Raw genomic sequence first — 17723 nt, forward strand, 5'->3', positions numbered from 1 at the left:
TACGGTGATCAGGCTGGCACTGCCCATCTACGTGGAACTGCTCACCGCCGTGGTCGCGGTCGGCGTGATCGACCTGCTCTGGGTCTCCGGGCTCGGCGAGGCGGCCATCGCGGCCGTCACCGTGGGCACCACGGCCGAGTACCTGGCCTACGGGCTCTTCCTCGCCGTGCCGACCGGCGTCACCGTGCTGGTGGGCCGGCGCGACGGCCACGTGCCGCTCGGGCCCGTGATCAGGACCGGATGGGTGCTGTGGGCGCTCTTCTCGGTGGCCGTGGCCGTGCCGGGAGTGCTGCTGCGCGAGCCGCTGGCGGCCCTGTTCACCGACTCCCCCGCGCTGACCGCCGACTTCTTCCTGATCTCGCTCGGCGGGCTGCCGGTGTACTTCGCGCAGACGGTCGTGGACGGGGTGCTCAAGGGGCGGGGAGACACCCGGCGGCCCATGCGGCACGCGATCATCTGCAACGTGCTGGTGGTCGGGCTGGACCCGCTGTTCATCTACGGGCTGGGAATGGGGGTGCGGGGCGCGGCACTGGCCACGGTGATCGCACGGGCACTCACGCTGGCGATCGCTCTCAGGTCACTGACCCACCTGCACGACACCGGCGCCGGCGCGCCTTCTGAGAACGGCACAGGTGCGGGCGAGCCGGGCGGGGCGGGGCGTGACGGTGGGGGCCGCCGGATGGCGGGCGAGGTTGTTCGTACCGGGCTGCCCATGTCCGGAGATTTCCTGGCACGCGCCCTGGTGGGGATGGCGCTGGTGGAGATCGTCGCCGGGTTCGGCACGGCGGCGGTGGCCGGGTACGGGATCGGGCAGAAGGTCATGCTGGCCGGCGTCATGGTGTTCTACGCGCTGCGGCAGGCGGCGATGATCCGCACCGCCCGGTCCGAGGCCGCCGGGTCGCCGCTCCTGCTCGGGCTCGGGTCCGGCGCGGTGGTCGCGGTCGTCCTGAACGTGCTGGCCGCGCCGGTCGCCGGGCTGTTCACCGGCGACCCGGCGGTGGCCGTGGGCTTCCTGCGCTGGATGACGCTCTACCTGGTGCCCTTCGGCGGGCTGATCGCCGTGGGCGGGGTGCTGCAGGCGAGCGGGCGTGGCGGCCGGCTGCTCGCCGCCACGCTGGCGGGCTTCGCCGTGCAACTGCCTCTCGCGTACGCCCTGAGCGCCTGGCTCGGCGTGACGGGCGTGTGGCTCTCGATGGCGGCCGGCGCCACCCTCAGCCTCGCGGGCACGCTCACACCGCTCACGAACGCGCCGGCACCGCCCACGAGCGGAAGCCCGGTGGACGTGCCGGCGCGGACTGCGAGGATCAGCCCTTCAGGCGGGTCAGGGCGGCGCGCAGGCGGTCCTGGGCGCGTTCGCGGCCCAGCACCTCGATCGACTCGAACAGCGGCAGACCCACCGTGCGCCCCGTGATCGCCACCCGCACCGGCGCCTGCGCCTTGCCCAGCTTGAGGCCGTGGGCGGTGCCGACCTCCTCCAGCGCCTGCTTGAGCGACTCGGGGTCCCAGCTCACGGTCTCGAGGCGCTCGAGGTAGCCGGTGAGGATCGCCTCGGGGGCGTTCTTCATGGCTTTGTCCCACGACGCCTGGTCGAAGACGGGCTCGTCGAGGAAGAGGAAGTCGACGTTCTGCCGGATCTCCGACAGCACCCCGATGCGCGTCTGGGCCAGCGCGGCGACCTTGCTGAACAGCTCGCGGTCCCACGACGCGTCGAGGTAGGGCGAGCAGCGCTCCTCGAACGTCTCCAGCGGCAGCGCCCGGATGTACTCGCCGTTGAAGGCGCGCAGCTTCTTCTCGTCGAAGAACGCGCTGGCGGAGTTGACGTCCTCCAGCTTGAACAGCGGCACCATCTCCGACCACGGCATGATCTCGCGGTCGTCGCCGGGGCCCCAGCCGAGCAGCATGAGGTAGTTGACCATCGCTTCGGCCAGGTAGCCCTCGGCGCGGTAGTCCTCAAGGGCGACCTTGTCGCGGCGCTTGGACAGCTTCTTGCGCTGCTCGTTGACGATCACCGGCAGGTGCGCCCACACGGGCGGGGTCGCGCCCAGGGCCGGCCAGAGCAGCATCTGCTTGGCGGCGTTGCCGAGGTGCTCCTCGCCGCGTACGACGTGGGTGATGTTCTGGGTGATGTCGTCGACCGCGTTGGCCAGCACGTAGAGGGGCGAGCCGTCGGTGCGGGCGATGACGAAGTCTTCCTGCGCGGCGTTGGGGAACTCGACGTTGCCGCGGACGAGGTCGGACACGACCGTCACGCCCTCGTCGGGGGTGCGGAACCGCACGGCGCCCTCGGTGAGGCCGCGCTCGCGGCAGTGGCCGTCGTAGCCCTTGTGCTCGGAGCCGGTGCGGGCGACCAGGGCCTCGCGCGTGCAGTCGCAGTAGTAGGCCCGGCCGTCGGCCAGCAGCTTGGCGACGGCCTCGCGGTGCTGCGGCTCGTACGCCGACTGGAAGTAGGGGCCCTCGAAGACCGGGTTGGTGCCGTTGATGCCGATCCAGTCGAGGGCGGAGATGATGCCCTCGGTCCACTCCGGCCGGTTGCGGGAGGCGTCGGTGTCTTCGATGCGCAGCACGAAGCGGCCGCCCGACTGCTCGGCCAGCGCCCAGTTGAACAGCGCCGTGCGCGCGCCGCCGACGTGGAACATGCCGGTTGGGGACGGTGCGAACCGCACCCGTACGTCAGTCACGGGAGACCACCTTGTTCGTGAGTGTGCCGATGCCTTCGATGCCGACGCTGACCTCGTCACCGATCTCGAGCGGGCCGACGCCCGCCGGCGTGCCGGTCAGGATGACGTCGCCGGGGATCAGCGTCATGACCGCGCTGACGTAGGCGACCAGCGCGGGGATGTCGTTGATGAGCTGGCTGGTGCGCCCGCTCTGCCGGATCTCGCCGTTGACCGTGGTCGTCAGCGCCAGGTCGCTCGCGTCGAGATCGGTCTGGATCCACGGGCCGAGCGGGCAGAACGTGTCGAACCCCTTGGCGCGTGTGAACTGCACGTCCTTCTTCTGCAGGTCGCGGGCGGTGACGTCGTTGGCGCAGGTGTAGCCGAAGATGACGTCCTTGACCCGCTCGACCGGCACCTCCCGGCAGAGCCGGCCGATCACCACAGCCAGCTCGCCTTCGTAGTCGACGCGCTCGGACAGCGAGGTGGGGTAGGCGATGCTCTCGCCGTGGCCGATCACGGAGGTGGACGGCTTGATGAAGATGAGGGGCTCTTCGGGCACCTCGTTGCCCAGCTCGGCCGCGTGCTCGGCGTAGTTTCTGCCGATGGCGATGACCTTGCTCGGCAGCATCGGGGCCAGCAGCTTCACCTGGGACAGCGGGAGCCGCTCGCCGGTGAACTGCACCTGGCCGAACGGGTGACCGGAGATCGCGGAGATGAACTCCTCCCCGGGGCCGCCCTCGACCACGCCGAACGAGACGCCTTCGCCTGTGGAGAACCTCGCTATACGCACCTGACAAGGCTATCGCCGCCGCCGGAGGGGTCCGTCACGTTTTCCGCGCGCCACCCCGCACGGGTCAGGAGCTGTCCATTTTTGGATCCAGAGTCCGTTTTGCAGGGCTTCGGGCGTGTAACAGCGGTTATCTGTGCCTTGAAGAAGACACCTAAGGAGGTGACGGATCGTGTCGGACACGATGTCCAACCGGCCCGGCGGGGCCACCGCGACGGGAACCGTGCCACGGGCCAGAACCCAGGAGAGCACGACCTCGCTCATCACGGAGAAGGGCACCACCAGCATCGACGACGGTGTCGTCGCCAAGATCGCCGGCCTGGCGGCCAGGGAGGTGTCCGGCGTGTACGCCATGGGCGGAGGCGCGGCGCGGGCACTGGGAAGCGTGCGCGGCATCGTCGGCGGGGACCGGAACGTCGCCCAGGGCGTGTCGGTCGAGGTGGGCGAGCGGCAGGCGGCCGTGGACCTCGACCTCGTCGCCGAGTACGGCACCGCGATCCCCGACCTGGCGGCGGCCGTCAGGAAGAACGTGATCGGGGCGGTCGAGCGGATGTGCGGGCTCGAGGTCACCGAGGTCAACATCCGCGTGGACGACGTCCACTTGCCCGACCAGGACCGCGACCGGGACCGGGGGTCCGACGGGCAGAGGGGGGACGCGCAGCCGGAGCCCCGCGTCCAATGACCGCACCCACCCCGCCGAGCCCCGCCCCGAGCCCCGCCCCGAGCTCCGCCGCCGGCCCGGCGGGCCCTGGCGGCGAGGAGCGCTCCGGGGCCGCCACCGAGGCGCGGCTGATCGCCGATCGGGCGCTGGCCTGCCGGGGTGTGGCGCGGCTGTCCGGCGGGCCGTTCGGCACGGTGGCCACCTACCTGCCGGGACAGCGCCTCACGGGCGTGTCCGCGGACGAGCGCGACGTGGAGATCGCGATCGTGGCCACGCTGGACCGCCCGCTGCCCCAGACCGCCGACGAGGTGCGCAGCGCCGTGGCGGACCTGGCCGGGGACCGCCCGGTGCACGTGCGCGTCGACGACATCATCGTGGAGGGAACATGAACAACATCCAGTGGATGCCGCTCATCGGCATGGCCGTCGGCATCGTGCTCGGGCTGGCCGGCGCGTTCGGCGGGCTGGGCGCGTTCCTGCTCGTGCTCGTCCTGGGCGCGGTCGGGTTCCTGGTGGGCAGGATCGCCGAGAGCGGCGAGATCAACCTGTCGGGACTGTCCGTGAGGCGTAAATGACCGTGACGGTGCCCGCCCAGCGGCGCGCTCCCCTGCCCGCGCCCGAGCGGCGCGGCCGCACGGAGGTTGCCGACCGGGTGGTGAGCAAGATCGCCTGCGTGGCCGCCGCGGAAGTGCCCGAGGTGCGGGACGTGCAGCCGCGCGGGCTCCCGTGGACGCCGTCGGCCGGCGAGGTGCACGGCGACCAGGCCGTCGTACGGCTCAACGTCAGCGTGGCCTACCCGGCGCCGCTGCACGCGGTGGCGGCCCGGCTGCGTGAGCACGTCATCGACCGTGTCGCCGCCCAGACCGGCCTGCACGTCACGCGCCTGGACATCACGATGACCGACGTCGGCGGGGACCTGCCATGACCGAACACGAACCACCACGCTTCGAAACCACCGGCCCCGACCACCTCGAAGGCGGTGCGCACCGGGCCACCGCCGACCCGTCGCGCCCGGAAACCGGCGACCAGGCCACTGAGCGGGCCGATCACCGGACGGACCGTGCCGATCACGGGGCCGATCACGGGGCCCATCACCCGGCCGATCACCGCGCCGATCACCGGGCCGATCGGGCCGCTGATCGGGCCGCCGTGCGGGCGTTCCGGCCGCGGCGGCGCGTTCCCGCTGTGATCGTGGCGGCGTTGCTCGCGGTGCTGAGCCTGCTCGTCCTCGCCGAGACGGTCTCGGCCCTGGCCGGACGGCCCCTGCGCTGGGTCCCGTACGACCGGATGCTGGCCTGGGCGGGCTCCACGCTGTGGTCGGACCCGAGGGTGCTGGCGGGTGCGGCGGTGGTGACGCTGGCCGGGCTGGTGTTGCTGGCGATCGCGCTGGTGCCGGGCCGGCCGAGGATGGTGCCCGTACGCAGCGGGGATCCTGACCTGGTCATCGGGCTGCGGCCCAGGAGCGTCACCCGGGCCCTGGCGCACGCGGCCGAGCAGGTGCCGGGCGTGCGCTCGGCCCGTGCGACGCTGCGCGGCCACACGTTCGCCGTCACGCCGGTCACGTGCGGGCGGGACGTGGACGGCTTCGGCCAGGACGTGCGGGCCGCCGTGCTGTCGAGGCTGGCGGCGCTGGACCTCGTGGAGCCGTACCGGGTGTCGGTGAATGTCAGGGAGCAGCGGTGATCAAGGGGATGAACGGCAGGAGGACGGGGCGCGGCAACCGGTGGGGGCTGGCCCTGGTGGGGCTGGTGCTGGCGATCCTGGGCGGCTCGGCGCTGGCGCGCGGGCTGGGCGCGTTCCCGCAGAACTGGGCCGCCGCGCGGACGACGGTCGTGGACGGCAACGTGGTGGCGTTCTTCGCGCGCACCAGCCCGGGGATCTGGTGGCTGGTGGCGCTGGCCGCGCTGGTGGTGGCGGTGCTGGCGGTGCGGTGGCTGCTCGTGCAGGGGCGCAGGGACGCGCGGCGGGTGCTGCGCATCGAGGACGGCCCGACCGGCGTGACGGAGGTGTCGGAGTCGGGGATGGCGCAGGCGGTGGCCGCGGACGTCGAGTCCAGCCCGGCCGTGTTCCATGCCGCCGCGCACCTGGTGGGCCCGCGCCCGGAGGTGCGGTTGCGGGTGGTGGCCGACGAGTCGGCGCCCATGGGCGAGCTGAGCCGGCACCTGTCGGCGGTGGCGTTGCCGCACGTACGGGACGCGCTGGACCGGGATCGGGTGCCGGCGGTGGCCCGCGTTAGCCTGGAGCCCTCACCTTCGCCGCACCGAGTCGTGCGCTGACGAGAGGGGTCCTCTGGTGTCCGTCGTGAAGATCAACGTGCTGACCGTGCCCGCCGGGATGCGGGACGAGCTCGAACGGCGCTTCTCCAACCGCGCCGGGATGGTGGAGTCGGCCGACGGGTTCGAGTGGTTCGAGCTGCTGCGGCCGGTGGAGGGCACGGACCAGTACCTCGTCTACACGCGCTGGCGCTCGGAGGAGGACTTCCAGAAGTGGCAGCAGGGCGAGGCGTTCCGGCGCGGCCACGCGCAGGCGGCCGCCGCCGCTGGTCAAGGCGGCCATGGGCATGGTCATGGGCAGGGGCCCGCGGCGACCGGGTCCGAAGTGTGGACGTTCGAGGTCGCCGAGAGCACCGGCCCGAAGGAGTAGGGGTCAGCCGTCGAGCGGGTTGCGGATGATGCGGTCGACGATGCCGTCGCGCACGAACCGCGCCGCGAAGCTCGACGGCTTGCGCGCGCCCTGATCGGCGATGCAGACGCTGAACTCCTTGGCGATCTCCAGCCGCGGATGCCGCTCCAGCACCTCCTCGCGGACGCGGGCGGGGATCTCGTCGGTGCGGCGGCCCGAGATGTCCATGCCGGTCGACAGCTCCAGCAGGTGCCCCTCGGGGTCTTCTTCCAGGGGCACCTCCGCCCACATGTGCCGGATGATGACCTCGCAGGCGCGGGTGCGGCGCTCGGGCGACCAGCCAGCCCCGGCGCAGAAGGCCCAGGCGACATGCCCGCCGGCCTCTTCGTACGGCACGGTGTGGCTGTCGAACTCGGCCGCGAGCCCGATGTCGTGCAGCATGGCCGACACGTAGAGCAGCTCGGCGTCGAACGCGATGCCTCGGGTCTGGGCGTAGGCCGCCGCCCACAGGTAGGCGCGGATCGAGTGGTTGAGCAGCGAAGGCGTGTGATACTGGGCGGCCACCTCCAGCGCGCCGCGGGCGGCGGGCGTGTCGGGGATCACCAGGTCGTCGAATCTCACGGCACCAGCATCTCATCAGGCGGCTAACGAATCGGGCACTCAACTTGACCAGATGATCGAGATGGCGAAAGCATGTCCCGCCTTCACCTTTTTGTCCTGAAAGGAACCCGGCGTGCGCCGCCTCGCGATCCCTCTTGCCTTCATGCTGGCCACCGGCACTCTGACCGGGGCCCCGGCGCAGGCGGCCGACAAGGTGACGCGCACCGCCGAGTGCCAGGGCGACTGGCTGCCCGGCACGCCGACGGCCGAGGACGTGATGAAGGGCGAGATCTCGCTGGTGGGCCTGCCGGCGTACAAGCTGGGCAAGAGCATCGACTGGGCCGCCAGCCCGTACCGGAACCGGTCGTGGGAGTTCGTCTTCCAGTCGCTGCGCTGGATGGGCACGCTCGTCGTCGAGTACGAGAACACCGGCGAGCGGCGCTACCTCGACCGCGCCACCGAGATCGCCGAGGACTGGGTGGCCAGCAATAGGTACGGCGCCAAGGGCACCCCGTCGTACGTCTGGAAGGACCACCCCGTCTCGCTGCGCACGCAGCCGCTGCTCTGCCTGAGCAGGCACGTCGACGCGAGCTGGCTCAAGGACAGCCTGGCCACGCACGCCAAGCTCCTGTCGAACCCGAGCCTGTACAAGAAGGGCCACAACCACGGCATCGACCAGGACATCGCCCTCATGGGCATCGGCTGCCGCTACGGCCGCAAGGACTGGGCGAGCCTGGCCTCCCGCCGCCTGACGGGCACGGTGAAGCTGGACGTCGACGCGCAGGGCGCCCTCATGGAGCAGGCGCCGCGCTACGCCGTCTACGTGTACGGCCGCCTCCAGGTCGCGATGACGAACATGAAGGCGTGCGGCCGCAAGGTGCCCGGCGAGATCGCCAAGCGGGCCGAGGCGCTGAAGGACTTCATCGCCCACGCGACCATGCCGAACGGCTTCATGGTGCCCATCGGCGACGGCAGCGCCGAGACCGAGCCGAAGATGGAGACGGGCACGCCGAAGCAGGAGGTCAAGACGTACCGGGCCGGGTACGTCTTCGGCCGCACCGCCTGGGGCAAGCCGGAGTCGGCGTACTACTCGATCAGGTTCGGCCCCGGCATGAAGTTCCACGGCCACGAGGACCACCTGGGCGTCACGTACTACGCGCAGGGCCGCGACATCCTGATGGACGGCGGGTTCCACTCCTACGAGAAGAGCTCCTACCGCTACTGGACGCTCTCGCCAGAGGCGCACAACGTGCCGACCGTGGTGGGCGCGACGTTCCGGCCGCGCACGTCCAGCAAGCTCGTGGACACCTCGTACGGCAAGGACCGGCAGGCGTTCAAGCTGACCGACAAGGCGTACGGGGTCAGCCGCACCAGGTCGGTGCTGGTCAACCACGGCGAGGATCTGATGGCGGTGCTGGACACGGCGTCGGGCGGCAAGAAGGTGAGCACTATCTGGCGCTTCGCCCCGTCACTCAAGGTCGTCTCCAGCGGCGGCGGCAAGGTGGTGCTGGCCGACGGCAAGTTCAAGGTCACCCTGCTGCAGTTCTCCTCCTGCGACCGGGTCGGCGGCCAGAAGGTGGAGCGCGGCGGCAAGCTGGGCTGGGTCTCCCCCACGTACCTGTCGAAGCAGGCCACGAACGTGGTGGTGTCCCCGGCGGCGAAGTCGCTGCTGACGGTCATCGTGCCGGGGACGGACTCGCCCAAGGTGTCGTGCTCCGGCGGGAAGGTCACCGTGGACGGCGTGTCCTTCTCCGCCGGGCTCATCTGAGGTCAGCCGCAGTCGCGGCCGGCGCGCAGCAGGCCGTAGGTGACCGCCTGCTCCAGGGCCTGCCAGGAGGCGTCGATGATGTTCTCGGCGACGCCGACCGTGGCCCATTCGGTGCTCTCGTCGCTGGAGGTGATGAGGACGCGGGTGATGGCGTCGCTGCCGTGCGTGCCCTCGAGTATGCGGACCTTGAAGTCGACCAGCTCCAGCCTGGCCAGCTCGGGGTAGAGCTTCTCCAGCGCCATGCGGACGGCCTTGTCGAGGGCGTTGACGGGGCCGTTGCCCTCGCCGGTCGCCACGATGCGCTCGCCCTTGGCGTGCAGCTTGACGGTGGCCTCGCTGACCAGCTCGCCGCCCTTGGTGCGCTCGACGATCACCCGCCACGACTCGACCTCGAAGTGGCGCCGGCGCTCGCCGTGCACGGTGTCGCGCAGCAGCAGCTCGAACGAGGCGTCGGCGGCCTCGAAGGTGAAGCCGCGGGACTCCAGGTCCTTGACCCGCTCGACCAGCGCCTTGGTGTGCTCGGGGGTCAGCTCGTAGCCCAGCTCGCGGCCCTTGAGCTCCACGGAGGCGCGGCCGGCCATGTCGGAGACGAGCATGCGCATGTCGTTGCCCACCTGGGCGGGGTCGATGTGCTGGTAGAGGTTGGGGTCGACCTTGATGGCGCTGGCGTGCAGGCCGGCCTTGTGGGCGAAGGCGGAGGTGCCGACGTAGGGGGCGTGCGAGTTGGGGGTGACGTTGGTGACCTCGGTGATCGCGTGGGCGATGCGGGTCATCTCGGCCAGCGACTCCTGGGGCACGAGGTCGAAGCCGCGCTTGAGCTGCAGGTTCGCGACGACGGTGAAGAGGTTGGCGTTGCCGGAGCGCTCGCCGTAGCCGTTGGCGCAGCCCTGGACGTGCGTGGCGCCCGCCTTGACGGCCGCCAGCGTGTTGGCGACGGCGCAGCCGGTGTCGTCGTGGCAGTGGATGCCGACGCGGGCGCTGGTGCGCACGGCGTCCTGGACGATCTCGGCGAGCTCGTCGGGGAGCATGCCGCCGTTGGTGTCGCAGAGGGCGATGACGTCGGCGCCCGCCTCGGCGGCGGTCCTGATGACCTCCAGCGCGTAGGCTGGGTTGGACTTGTAGCCGTCGAAGAAGTGCTCGGCGTCGAGGAAGACCCGCTGTCCCTCCGCACGAAGGTGAGAGACCGTGTCGCGGATCATCGCGAGGTTCTCCTGGAGAGTCGTGCGGAGGGCCAGCTCCACGTGCCGGTCGTGACTCTTGGCGACAAGGGTCACGACCGGCGCGCCGGATTCGCGCAAGGCGGCCACCAGAGGGTCGTCGGCGGCCTTCACACCTGCCCGGCGGGTCGCGCCGAACGCGGCTAGTTGCGCGTGCTTCAGGTCGAGCTCTGTTCGAGCGCGCCTGAAGAACTCTGTGTCCTTGGGGTTGGCGCCCGGCCAGCCCCCTTCGATGAAGCCGACGCCCAGGCCGTCCAGGTGCCGCGCGACGGCGAGCTTGTCGGCGACGGTGAGGTTGAGGCCCTCCTGCTGTGCGCCGTCACGCAGCGTCGTGTCGTATACGTGGAAGCGGTCGTCGGCCATGAGTCTCTCTTCTCCGCGGAGGTCCGTAGGTGTCCGTGTGTCCGGGTGTTCGGGTGTTCGGAAGACAACGTGCGTGTTCGGGAAAACAAAAAGACCCCTCACGGACGTGAGAGGTCTGCGCGCTGGCGGTGTCCCTGTGTCAGCCAGCGCGCCTGCCGATAATGAGCAGACCGTAGAACATGGTGCCGTCCAGTCTGCCATATGTATTCACCATCCGGCACGCGGGTCTCAGCACGTGGGACACCGCCGCTCGTCACACCTGGACGCCGACGCCTCCGGTGATCAGGCGCTCCAGCGCCGCCGGGTCGAACGCCTCGTCGCCCAGCATCTGGCCGTCGAGCACCACGGTCGGCGTGCCCTGCAGCGGGATCTTGGCCGTCTCGGTCAGGTGCGCCTGCGCGTACGTCTGCGAGGTGACGCACGCGTCGACCGACGCGCCCGCCTTGCGCGCCGCCCTGGTCAGCTCCTCGACGGTGAACCCGGAGGCCACCCCGTGCGGCGCGGGCTGCATGGCGTACACCTCGTCCCTGAACGCCAGCCAGCTCGTCTCCGGCACGCAGCGGGCGGCCGCGGCGGCGCGGATGGAGTTGGAGCGCATCGGCTCGTCCCGGAAGATCGTCACCGTGTGGAAGACGACCTTGACCTTGCCCTCCTGCGCGAGCTTCCTGATCGTGGCGTCCACCTTGGAGTGCATGTCCTTGCAGACGGGACAGTCGAAGTCCTCGTACACGTCGAGCACGGGAGCGTCGCTCCCCAGGTCGGCCAGGATCATCGAGCCGTCCGCCTGCCGGGTGAGCGTCACCTCGCCGGACGACGACACGCCCGGTGAGGAGAACGCCAGCACCCCGAGTACGGCGATCGCCACGCACGCCAGCGCGACCGCCAACAACCGCTTCTTCATCAGCCCACTCTCACCTCATTGATCGCGCAGACCCTACCCGAAACGGGAACGAGGGCCGCATCGCGGCATACGGGTCACAGGTGAGCAGGGTGGGCCCTCAGGAAGGGAGGGCCCATCCGGCGAAGGCGTCAGCCGATCTTGTGGATCCAGTTGTGGGTGTCGGGGCGGGCGCCGTACTGGATGCCGACGAGCTCCTCGCGCACCCGCATCGTCACCGGGCCCGGCGTGCCGTCGGCGACGGTCCACGAGCGGTCGGCGCCCTTGACCGTGCCGACCGGCGTCACCACGGCCGCCGTGCCGCACGCGAACACCTCGGTGAGGTCGCCGGACGCGCTGGCCTCCTGCCACTCGTCGACGGTGATGAGCCGCTCCTCGGTCTCCAGGCCCAGGTCGCCGGCCAGCTCCAGGATCGACTCGCGGGTTATGCCGGGCAGCAGCGTGCCGGTGAGCGCCGGGGTGACGAGCTTGTCGCCGAAGACGAAGAACAGGTTCATCCCGCCCATCTCCTCGACGTAGCGGTGCTCGTGGGCGTCCAGCCACACCACCTGGTCGCAGCCGTTCTCCACGGCCTGCCGCTGCGCGACGAACGCCGCGGCGTAGTTGCCGCCGCACTTGGCGAAGCCGGTGCCGCCGGGGGCGGCACGCGTGTACTCGGTGGACAGCCAGACGGACACGGGCTTGATGCCGCCGGTGAAGTACGAGGCCGCCGGCGAGGCGATGACCATGTACTTGTACGTCTTCGACGGGTAGTTGACCCCGAGCCCCGCCTGCGTGGCGATCATGAAGGGGCGCAGGTAGAGGCTGTGCCCCTCGGTGGTCGGCACCCACTCCTTGTCGTGCTCGACGAGCAGCTCCAGCGACTCGACGAACGTCTCCTCCGGCAGCTCCGGCATGGCCATCCGGGCGGCCGAGCGGTTGAAGCGGGCGGCGTTGGCGTAGGGGCGGAAGGTGACGATCGAGCCGCTGATCTGCCGGTAGGCCTTCAGGCCCTCGAACAGCTCCTGCGCGTAGTGGAAGACCGAGGTGGCGGGGTCGAGCGAGAGCGGCCCGTACGGCATGAGCCGGGCGTCGTGCCAGCCCTCGCCGTCGGTGTAGTCGATCGAGATCATGTGATCGGTGAACGTCTGCCCGAATCCCGGGTTCGCCAGTACCTGCTCCCGCTCGGCCGCGGTGCGAGCGTGGTCGGATAGCTGCACGTCGAAGCTGAGCTTCTGAGCGATGGTCATGACGTCGGTCCTTCTCTCTACGGTCTACCGAAATCTACCGGAATCCGGTCACCCCTCCGGGAGGCTGTCACACCCGTCGGGGGCTGTCCGTACTTCCTATTGTCTCGCTATATGGGATGGCAAGCGGCTGATGGGGTGGTCAGCCCGGATTGCCGCCGTGGTCCGGGTACACGAAAACGCGCCCGGCAGTCCTCCTCGGACCGCCAGGCGCGTACGTACGGGGCTAGGCGGTCCTAGCCGGATACTCGCGCGGTGATGTCGTCACCGATCTGCTGGGTACTGCGAGCCGCGCCGCGCTCGGCGATGTCGGCGGCGACCGCCCGCTCGACCCGGGCCGCCTCGTCGTGCAGGCCGAGGTGGTCGAGGAGCATGGAGACCGACAGGATGGTGGCGGTGGGGTCGGCCTTGCCCTGGCCGGCGATGTCGGGGGCGCTGCCGTGCACCGGCTCGAACATGCTGGGCGCCGCGCCCTCGGGGTTGATGTTGCCGCTGGCCGCCAGGCCGATGCCGCCGGCGATGGCGGCGCCGAGGTCGGTGATGATGTCGCCGAACAGGTTGTCGGTGACGACCACGTCGAAGCGCTCGGGCTGGGTCACGAAGAACATCGAGGCCGCGTCGATGTGGCAGTAGTCGGTGCTGACCTCGGGGTACTCCTCGGCCACGCGGTTGACCGTGCGCTGCCACAGGTCACCGGCGAAGGTGAGCACGTTCGTCTTGTGGACGAGTGTCAGCTTCCTGCGCGGGCGCGCCTTGGCCTTCTCGAACGCGTAACGCACCACGCGCTCGACACCGTGGGCGGTGTTGAGCGACTCCTGCGTGGCGATCTCGTGCGGCGTGCCGCGGCGCATGACGCCGCCGGTGCCGGCGTAGAGGCCCTCGGTGCCCTCACGCACGACGACCATGTCGATGTTCTCGGTCGGCGTGCCGGCCAGCGGCGTGGCCACGCCGGGGAACAGCTTGACCGGCCGCAGGTTGACGTAGTGGTCGAAGGCGAAGCGCAGGCGCAGCAGCAGGTCGCGCTCCAGGATGCCGGGCGGCACGCTGGGGTCGCCGATCGCGCCGAGCAGGATCGCGTCGTAGCCGCGCAGCTCGTCGAGCACCGCGTCGGGCAGCGTCTCGCCGGTACGGTGATAGCGTGCGGCGCCCAGGTCGTAGTGGGTGGGCTCGATCTTCGTGCCTACTGCCTCAAGGACCTTGAGCCCCTCGGCGACGACCTCGGTGCCGATGCCATCCCCAGGGATGACGGCCAGGCGGATGTTACGCGACTCCATGACGGCAACCATACCGGCTCGTCTCGTCTGACGAACACACCATCTCAGTGCTCGGACGTCCGATTTTGAGGGGTTTGCGACCTTTTGACCGTTTCGTTAGAGTCCGTCGGGCCTAATCCACGCAGCCGCTGCGTGGAGCCGGGGACCCACTTTCCCCCCAGGGGCGAATCGGCGCGCCGCGCCGTAGGGCTGTCTTCCAGGCCCGAGCCCGTCAGCTAACCCGGTCGGCCGCATGGAAGGACAGTCCTCTGTCTCGCATCGGCATCACCCTGGCGGCGGCAGCCTCCGCCGGGCTCATCCTGACCACCACCCCCTCCGCACAGGCCGCCACAGGATCACCCACCGGGTCCGCCATCGACGCGGACGCCACCACCCTCACCGGCGCCGAGATCCGGCGCATCACCCTGGCCCAGGCGCCCAAGCCCGCCTGGAAGGTCGCCCTCGAGTTCGCGATGGACAAGCGCGGCATCCCGTACGTCTGGGGCGGGACCAGCGACCGGGGCTACGACTGCTCGGGGCTCATGCTCCGGGCGTACGAGAAGGCGGGGATCGAGCTGCCCCGCACCGCCCGCGAACAGTACGGGGCGTTCGACAGGAAGATCGACTGGGACCGGCTCAAGCCCGGCGACCTGGTGTTCTTCAGCGACCTGGGCCACGTCGGGATGATCTCGAAGCCCGGCTACATGGTGCACGCGCCGCACTCGGGCGACGTGGTGAAGGAGGAGAAGCTGTCGAGCTGGCGCAGGCAGGCGTTCGTCGGCGCGGTGCGGCCGGACCCGAAGGGGGTGCGCCAGTGGGCGGAGCTGCGCGAACAGCGCAGTGAGCCGGTGCCCGCCTCACTGACCGCCACGCTCTGAGCCGAAGCGCGGGCGGCCCCGCCTTCCCCCCGCGGGCCGCCCGCCCGCCTCAGACGGCCGGCACGATCGGCGCGGCCAGCCGCTCCACGAAGCACGGGTTGGGGTAGTCGTCGGTGAAGTCCACCGGCTCGCCCAGGTAGTCACCGCGGATCTCGACGTGCACCGGGTCGAAGATCCTCGGGCAGGCCACGCCGGGGCGGAACCTGATCCGGTCGAGGTCGCCGCCGAGCTCTTCCAGCCGGTCGCAGGCGGCTCCCGGCTCGGGGTGGACGCCGCCGTCGGGGCCGCAGGTGAGGAACCACTGCGCGGTGCTGCCACCGTGGTAGGTGGTGATGCGCAGGTAGGACTCCTGCGCCTGGGCGGGCGCGGCGATCAGCGCCGCCGCGGCCAGGGCGGGCAGGACGACGGTGGCGGCACGCCGGACCATGCTCAGCGAAGCGGAAGCAGAAGCACGCATGGGGGGACCTCCTCTTGAACGGATACGTAGAGTGAAGTTATCAACACTCTGCGTATCCACAAGGGGAGGTCTTCGTCACCCCGCCGAGCGCACCGCCAAGGGGCTCTAGTGGTTCGGGTTCTGGGGGGCACCGCCGTTGTCGCGCCGGTCCAGCGCGGTCTGCAGGGCCTCGGCGGCCTCGTCCTGCTGCTCTTCCGTACGGTTCCAGGCATACATGTCGTACATGTCACTCAGCTCATTTCGCGGACGCGTTCCAGTGGGAAGCCGGATCCCGGTCGCGAACCCGACCGGGCCTGATCTCACGGTCCGGGTCACGGACCGGGCGGATGGGACTTACTGGCCGACGCAACACCGCTCTCCGCGGCGGGTCGTCGACCTGCCCTAACAGGCCCCGCCGCGGCAGGCAATGAGTACGAACACCTGGCGCATTAGCAGTCACAGTACCCGAGGATCTGCTCGGAAGTCCTAGTATCTTGCATGCTGAGACAGAAAAGGCCGCCACCCGGACGGGTGACGGCCCTTCACGAGCAGGTGCGGAGTCAGTCCTCCAGGTCCACCGAGCGGCCGCTCTCGGCGCCGATCTCGGCCCCGATCTGCTCCACGACGTCGGCGGGGATGGCGGAGTCGACGGTCAGCGCGATGAGCGCCTTGCCGCCCTTGGCGTCACGGGCCACCTGCATCGAGGCGATGTTGATGCTGTGCTCGCCCAGGAGCCTGCCCACCACGCCGACGATGCCGGGACGGTCGGCGTAGGTGAAGAAGCACAGGTGGGCCGTCGGCTCGATCTCCATCTCGTAGCCGTTGACCTCGACGATCTTGGTGATCTGGCGCGGGCCGGACAGCGTGCCCGAGACCGAGACGGTGCGGCCGTCGGCGAGCACGCCGCGCACGGTCACGACGTTGCGCCAGTCGGGGCTCTCGGAGCTGGTGATCAGCTCGACGGTGATGCCGCGGTCCTTGGCCAGCAGCGGCGCGTTGACGTAGGTGACCTGCTCCTCCACCACGTCGGCGAAGACGCCCTTGAGCGCGGCCAGCTCGATCACCCGCACGTCCTGGGCGGCGATCTCGCCGCGCACCTCGACGTCGAGCTTGGTGGCCACCTCGCCGGCCAGCGCGGTGAAGACGCGGCCGAGCTTCTCGGCCAGCGGCAGGCCCGGCTTGACGTCCTCGGCCACGGCGCCGCCCTGGACATTGACCGCGTCGGGCACGAACTCGCCCGCCAGCGCCAGCTTCACGCTGCGCGCGACCTGGGTGCCGGCCTTCTCCTGGGCCTCGTGGGTGGAGGCGCCGAGGTGCGGCGTGACGACGACCTGGTCGAGCTCGAACAGCGGGCTGTCGGTGCAGGGCTCCTTGGCGAACACGTCGAGGCCCGCCCCGGCGACCCGGCCCTCCTTGATCGCGGAGTAGAGCGCGCCCTCGTCGACGATGCCGCCGCGGGCGACGTTGATGATCCGCACGCTCGGCTTGACCTGGTGCAGCTCCTTGTCACCGATGAGCCCGATCGTCTCCTTGGACTTGGGCAGGTGCACGGTGAGGAAGTCGGCCTGCTTGAGCACCTCTTCGAGGCTGAGCAGCTTGACGCCCATCTGCGCGGCGCGGGCCGGCGGCAGGTAGGGGTCGTAGGCGATCAGCTCGACGCCGAACGGCTGCAGCCGCTGCGCCACGAGCTGGCCGATCTTGCCGAGACCGAGGATGCCGACGATCTTCTCGTCGAGCTCGACGCCGGTGTACTTCGAGCGCTTCCACTCGCCGTTCTTCAGCGCGGCGTGGGCCTGGGCCGTGTTGCGCGCGCTGGCCAGGATGAGCGCGATCGTCTGCTCGGCGGCGCTGGTGATGTTGGAGGTCGGGGCGTTGACGACCATGACGCCGGCCTTGGTGGCCGCCTCGACGTCGACGTTGTCGAGACCGACGCCCGCGCGGGCGACGACGCGCAGCTTGGGCGCCGCGGCGATGGCCTCGGCGTCGACCTGGGTGGCGGAGCGCACGATGAGCGCGTCCACGTCGGCGAGAGCGGGCAGGAACTGGGAACGGTCGGCGCCGTCGGTGTGGCGGACCTCGAAATCAGCACCGAGTACGGCGAGGCCAGCCTCGGACAGCTCCTCTGCGACCAGAACGACGGGCTTGTTCACGTCTGTGCATCCTTAAGGCACGGCGGAGGGGGGTCACCGTCCACGGAACCCCCCGGCGGTCCCACAGAGTGTATCCGCAGCTTGTGAACGTATTCACGAGGGGTCAGCATGTGAGACGGATCCGGCCTACCCGCCTCGCGCCAAACTCATCCACTCCGGGCTAATCTTTGTCTTGATCGGGAGATTTATTCGCCATTAGCCTGATAAG

19 protein-coding genes and 1 riboswitch are annotated in these 17723 nt (G+C 70.3%); of the genes, 10 read left to right on the top strand and 9 right to left on the bottom strand.

The genetic code is table 11. The features are described from left to right. The first annotated feature begins 4 nt into the window (after window positions 1-4). The gene (locus KIS93_RS24110) at window positions 5-1411 is read left to right on the top strand and encodes an MATE family efflux transporter (protein ID WP_080045532.1); all 1407 of its coding nucleotides are present in this window, start codon (window positions 5-7) and stop codon (window positions 1409-1411) included. On the opposite strand, the gene gltX is transcribed toward KIS93_RS24110, so the two are convergent. Together gltX and KIS93_RS24120 are read right to left on the bottom strand one after the other, a co-directional pair. Beyond that, window positions 1305-2678: a glutamate--tRNA ligase gene (gene gltX, locus KIS93_RS24115; RefSeq protein WP_080045531.1), complete on the bottom strand. Its 1374-nt coding sequence runs from the start codon at window positions 2676-2678 to the stop codon at window positions 1305-1307. The two genes, KIS93_RS24110 and gltX, sit on opposite strands and share 107 nt — an antisense overlap. Next, entirely contained in the window at window positions 2671-3447 is a 777-nt protein-coding gene (locus KIS93_RS24120) for a fumarylacetoacetate hydrolase family protein (protein WP_080045530.1), read from the bottom strand. Before KIS93_RS24120 ends, gltX begins: the two co-directional genes overlap by 8 nt. Window positions 3448-3628: 181 nt before the next feature. Between KIS93_RS24120 and KIS93_RS24125 the strand changes: the two genes are divergently transcribed. The 7 genes from KIS93_RS24125 to KIS93_RS24155 are packed head-to-tail and all read left to right on the top strand — an operon-like array spanning window position 3629 to window position 6747. Beyond that, window positions 3629-4126, top strand: a complete 498-nt coding sequence (locus KIS93_RS24125) for an Asp23/Gls24 family envelope stress response protein (protein WP_080047538.1) — start codon at window positions 3629-3631, stop codon at window positions 4124-4126. Further along, window positions 4123-4494, top strand: coding sequence for a hypothetical protein (locus KIS93_RS24130; protein WP_230465822.1), 372 nt, complete (start codon window positions 4123-4125; stop codon window positions 4492-4494). The genes KIS93_RS24125 and KIS93_RS24130 overlap by 4 nt, the downstream gene beginning before the upstream one ends. Then, window positions 4491-4679 (top strand): hypothetical protein, encoded by a 189-nt coding sequence (locus KIS93_RS24135; protein WP_080045529.1) that lies wholly within the window; start codon window positions 4491-4493, stop codon window positions 4677-4679. The genes KIS93_RS24130 and KIS93_RS24135 overlap by 4 nt, the downstream gene beginning before the upstream one ends. Then, the gene (locus tag KIS93_RS24140) at window positions 4676-5029 is read left to right on the top strand and encodes an Asp23/Gls24 family envelope stress response protein (RefSeq protein ID WP_080045528.1); all 354 of its coding nucleotides are present in this window, start codon (window positions 4676-4678) and stop codon (window positions 5027-5029) included. The genes KIS93_RS24135 and KIS93_RS24140 overlap by 4 nt, the downstream gene beginning before the upstream one ends. Next, on the top strand, window positions 5026-5787 hold the full coding sequence (locus tag KIS93_RS24145) for a DUF6286 domain-containing protein (protein ID WP_155129178.1): 762 nt from the start codon (window positions 5026-5028) through the stop codon (window positions 5785-5787). The genes KIS93_RS24140 and KIS93_RS24145 overlap by 4 nt, the downstream gene beginning before the upstream one ends. After that, window positions 5784-6380 carry a hypothetical protein gene (locus KIS93_RS24150; RefSeq protein WP_080045526.1) on the top strand — a complete coding sequence of 199 codons (597 nt, stop codon included), beginning with the start codon at window positions 5784-5786 and terminating at the stop codon, window positions 6378-6380. Before KIS93_RS24145 ends, KIS93_RS24150 begins: the two co-directional genes overlap by 4 nt. 16 nt (window positions 6381-6396) lie before the next feature. Then, window positions 6397-6747: an antibiotic biosynthesis monooxygenase family protein gene (locus tag KIS93_RS24155; protein WP_186404415.1), complete on the top strand. Its 351-nt coding sequence runs from the start codon at window positions 6397-6399 to the stop codon at window positions 6745-6747. A 3-nt stretch (window positions 6748-6750) separates the two neighbouring features. Here the strand turns inward: KIS93_RS24155 and KIS93_RS24160 are convergent, their stop codons facing one another. Next, on the bottom strand, window positions 6751-7347 hold the full coding sequence (locus KIS93_RS24160; RefSeq protein WP_080045524.1) for an HD domain-containing protein: 597 nt from the start codon (window positions 7345-7347) through the stop codon (window positions 6751-6753). 112 nt (window positions 7348-7459) lie between these two features. Between KIS93_RS24160 and KIS93_RS24165 the strand changes: the two genes are divergently transcribed. Further along, a complete protein-coding gene (locus KIS93_RS24165; protein WP_246005360.1) occupies window positions 7460-9094 on the top strand; it encodes a heparinase II/III family protein in 1635 nt (544 codons plus the stop codon). Window positions 9095-9096: 2 nt separating this feature from the next. Here KIS93_RS24165 and cimA read toward each other — a convergent pair whose 3' ends face one another. The 4 genes from cimA to KIS93_RS24185 all read right to left on the bottom strand — a co-directional run bounded on the left by cimA (window position 9097) and on the right by KIS93_RS24185 (window position 14072). Next, a complete protein-coding gene (gene cimA / locus KIS93_RS24170; RefSeq protein WP_080045523.1) occupies window positions 9097-10674 on the bottom strand; it encodes a citramalate synthase in 1578 nt (525 codons plus the stop codon). A gap of 253 nt (window positions 10675-10927) precedes the next feature. Beyond that, window positions 10928-11575 carry a DsbA family protein gene (locus KIS93_RS24175; RefSeq protein ID WP_080045522.1) on the bottom strand — a complete coding sequence of 216 codons (648 nt, stop codon included), beginning with the start codon at window positions 11573-11575 and terminating at the stop codon, window positions 10928-10930. A 128-nt stretch (window positions 11576-11703) separates the two neighbouring features. Further along, window positions 11704-12801 carry a branched-chain amino acid aminotransferase gene (locus tag KIS93_RS24180; RefSeq protein ID WP_080045521.1) on the bottom strand — a complete coding sequence of 366 codons (1098 nt, stop codon included), beginning with the start codon at window positions 12799-12801 and terminating at the stop codon, window positions 11704-11706. A gap of 233 nt (window positions 12802-13034) precedes the next feature. Next, on the bottom strand, window positions 13035-14072 hold the full coding sequence (locus tag KIS93_RS24185) for a 3-isopropylmalate dehydrogenase (protein ID WP_080045520.1): 1038 nt from the start codon (window positions 14070-14072) through the stop codon (window positions 13035-13037). 99 nt (window positions 14073-14171) lie between these two features. Then, window positions 14172-14317: riboswitch (cyclic di-AMP (ydaO/yuaA leader) on the top strand. A gap of 207 nt (window positions 14318-14524) precedes the next feature. Here KIS93_RS24185 and KIS93_RS24190 point away from each other — a divergent pair. Next, window positions 14525-14929: a C40 family peptidase gene (locus KIS93_RS24190; RefSeq protein ID WP_080045518.1), complete on the top strand. Its 405-nt coding sequence runs from the start codon at window positions 14525-14527 to the stop codon at window positions 14927-14929. A 49-nt stretch (window positions 14930-14978) separates the two neighbouring features. Here KIS93_RS24190 and KIS93_RS24195 read toward each other — a convergent pair whose 3' ends face one another. After that, window positions 14979-15386 carry an SSI family serine proteinase inhibitor gene (locus tag KIS93_RS24195; RefSeq protein ID WP_080045517.1) on the bottom strand — a complete coding sequence of 136 codons (408 nt, stop codon included), beginning with the start codon at window positions 15384-15386 and terminating at the stop codon, window positions 14979-14981. 539 nt (window positions 15387-15925) lie between these two features. Then, window positions 15926-17515 (bottom strand): phosphoglycerate dehydrogenase, encoded by a 1590-nt coding sequence (gene serA, locus KIS93_RS24200; RefSeq protein ID WP_080045516.1) that lies wholly within the window; start codon window positions 17513-17515, stop codon window positions 15926-15928. Window positions 17516-17723 lie beyond the last annotated feature (208 nt).

This window comes from [Actinomadura] parvosata subsp. kistnae (genome assembly GCF_900323885.1).
Classification (GTDB): Bacteria; Actinomycetota; Actinomycetes; order Streptosporangiales; family Streptosporangiaceae; genus Nonomuraea; species Nonomuraea composti.